Below are 2,222 nucleotides of genomic sequence, written 5' to 3' on the forward strand. Positions count from 1 at the left end.
TCTCCTTGGTAAGGAGAGGGATGTCCGGAACGGACAGGGTGAGGTTTTTCACTCCTTTTTGGGTAATTCTATGACTTGTGTGTACACCGTAGTCCTGGAAACCTGGGGTTATACGGACGAAGCTTACCTGCGTTGGTTAACTCGTGCGATCGCACGTCTATTTTTAATATCAGTTTAGTCCGCGAAGGCGGACTTTGTTTGTGTAGCCGCGACTTCCAGTCGTCGGGGTTGGGGTTATATGAACGAAGAACACCGACCTGGGCTAAAGAACGGCGATCGCACTTGTTACTTATAATGTAAACAATGACTAAAACAACCCTGAATACTCAAAATCCGGAAATCAAAAGAAACTATATTATTGAGATATTAGAACAGTTAACCGTCGATTATCAAAATACCAAGCAAGAAAGAAAAGAAGTTGCAGCGTTAGATCCTAATTTTGAGGAAGAATTCACTGTTTTAGAAGAAATCGAACTTTTAACAGTAGATATCCGAGGTTATGCCAGTCAAATTAAAAGACGGGGTTGGATTGAAAATGAACAACAAGCAATTAATCAATTAAAAAGTATGCGACTTTTTGACATTCCCGCGATCGCTCAATTTTACTTAACAACTGGAAGAGAATACAGACAAATCAAAGCTTATATGCAAATGCTAGATTACTTACGCTTGCTGATTATTGAATATTTGCAGCCAAATCAACACTCAGAACCAGGATCAGTTTAACTTAAAAACGTAGTAGGCACTTCAGTGCCTAGAATAAGCGCTGAAGCGCTTACTACGAAAGACCAAAATAATGTGAAAACTCCTGTAAGTAAGCTCCTGATATAAGTTCAAAAGTAAAGCTGCATTGAAGTTAGCTCAGTATAAATACGCGGCAATCTGTATGATTGATGAATTTTTGACAAAGTTGTTGCACTTGTGACAGGCGATCGCCGAATTATTCGTTAAGCTATAAGCGCCAAGTTATGATATGAAGTAAATTATGCACTGGTTGTTATCTGGACCGTTAAGCGTAGAGAAATTGACGGTTAAGATTGCTGGTTTACCCCCATCATTACAAAACCTAAAGCTGGTGCAGATGTCAGATTTTCACTATGATGGTTTGCGACTGAGTGAAAATATGTTAGATAAAGCGATCGCACTCACCAACGAAGTCGAACCTGATTTAATTTTCTTAACCGGCGATTATATCACCACCATCCCAGCACCAATTCATCAGCTGGTGTTAAGGCTCAAACATCTCCAAAGTCGTTTGGGAACTTATGCTATATTAGGAAATCACGATATATGCTATCGCAACTCTAAAGCTGAAGTTACAGCCGCTCTAACCAGTGTCGGAATTCACGTTTTGTGGAATGAAATCGCATATCCAGTAGGAAAAGAACTACCAATAGTCGGATTAAGCGATCGCTACTCACGAGAATTTAACCCTGGATTAGTTATGAATCAACTAGATCCGGCAACACCTCGCATAGTATTATCCCACAATCCAGACACAGCGGAAGTATTGCAACAATGGCGAGTAGATTTGCAACTATCAGGTCATACTCATGGCGGTCAAATTAGAATTCCGACAAAAGGTCCCGCGCTACTTTATTATCGCAAAATCCTGCGAAAGATACCAATTAAAATACGCCGACGAATTCCATGTTTGCGAAAAGAATACTCAGTAGTTCGTCATTGGGAATGGGCACAAGGATTACATCAAGTCGGCAAAAATCAATTATACGTCAATCGCGGCTTAGGAACTTATTTCCCAGGACGTTTATTTTGCCCCCCAGAAGTTACAGTAATCACCTTAGAGGGTGTTTATAAATAAAAAGTAAAGAGCACCGCAGTCATTCTCCAGGACAGGTATTTTAAAAAAGACAGTTGTCATATTTGAATTAGGTGACATGAGTCGAAAACCTTATCCCACAGACATTTCTGATCCGGAATGGGATGTGATTAAATCCATGATTCCGGCAGAACGTAAACGAAAACGTGGAAAAAGCGTGAAGTCGATCTGCGCGAAGTGGTAAATGCAATTTTTACGTCTTGCGTGCCGGCTGTTCGTGGCGAATGATGCCGCATGATTTACCAGCATGGCAAACTGTATACTCGTATTTTCAACGTTGGCAGCGCAAAGGCGTATGGCAAAAATCCATTCAGCTCTGCGATCGCAGCTCAGGGAAATCTCTGGACGAGACGCAGAGCCATCCGCCGGAATTATAGACTCT

3 protein-coding genes are annotated in these 2,222 nt (G+C 41.2%); all 3 read left to right on the plus strand.

The features are described from left to right. Positions 1-303: 303 nt before the first annotated feature. A complete protein-coding gene (locus TOL9009_RS0120690) occupies positions 304-726 on the plus strand; it encodes a hypothetical protein (RefSeq protein WP_029634464.1) in 423 nt (140 codons plus the stop codon). 259 nt (positions 727-985) lie between these two features. After that, positions 986-1,822 carry a metallophosphoesterase gene (locus tag TOL9009_RS0120695; protein WP_029634465.1) on the plus strand — a complete coding sequence of 279 codons (837 nt, stop codon included), beginning with the start codon at positions 986-988 and terminating at the stop codon, positions 1,820-1,822. A 218-nt stretch (positions 1,823-2,040) separates the two neighbouring features. Beyond that, positions 2,041-2,217 (plus strand): transposase, encoded by a 177-nt coding sequence (locus tag TOL9009_RS44605; RefSeq protein WP_398344911.1) that lies wholly within the window; start codon positions 2,041-2,043, stop codon positions 2,215-2,217. Positions 2,218-2,222 lie beyond the last annotated feature (5 nt).

Origin of the sequence: [Scytonema hofmanni] UTEX 2349, from assembly GCF_000582685.1 — a bacterium.
Lineage (GTDB): Bacteria > Cyanobacteriota > Cyanobacteriia > Cyanobacteriales > Nostocaceae > Hassallia > Hassallia hofmanni.

Bases quoted from the DNA above. Each gene is read 5' to 3' on its own strand.
- TOL9009_RS0120695 (WP_029634465.1), top strand. From the start codon at position 986: ATGCACTGGTTGTTATCTGGACCGTTAAGCGTAGAGAAATTGACGGTT.
- TOL9009_RS0120690 (WP_029634464.1), top strand. From the start codon at position 304: ATGACTAAAACAACCCTGAATACTCAAAATCCGGAAATCAAAAGAAAC.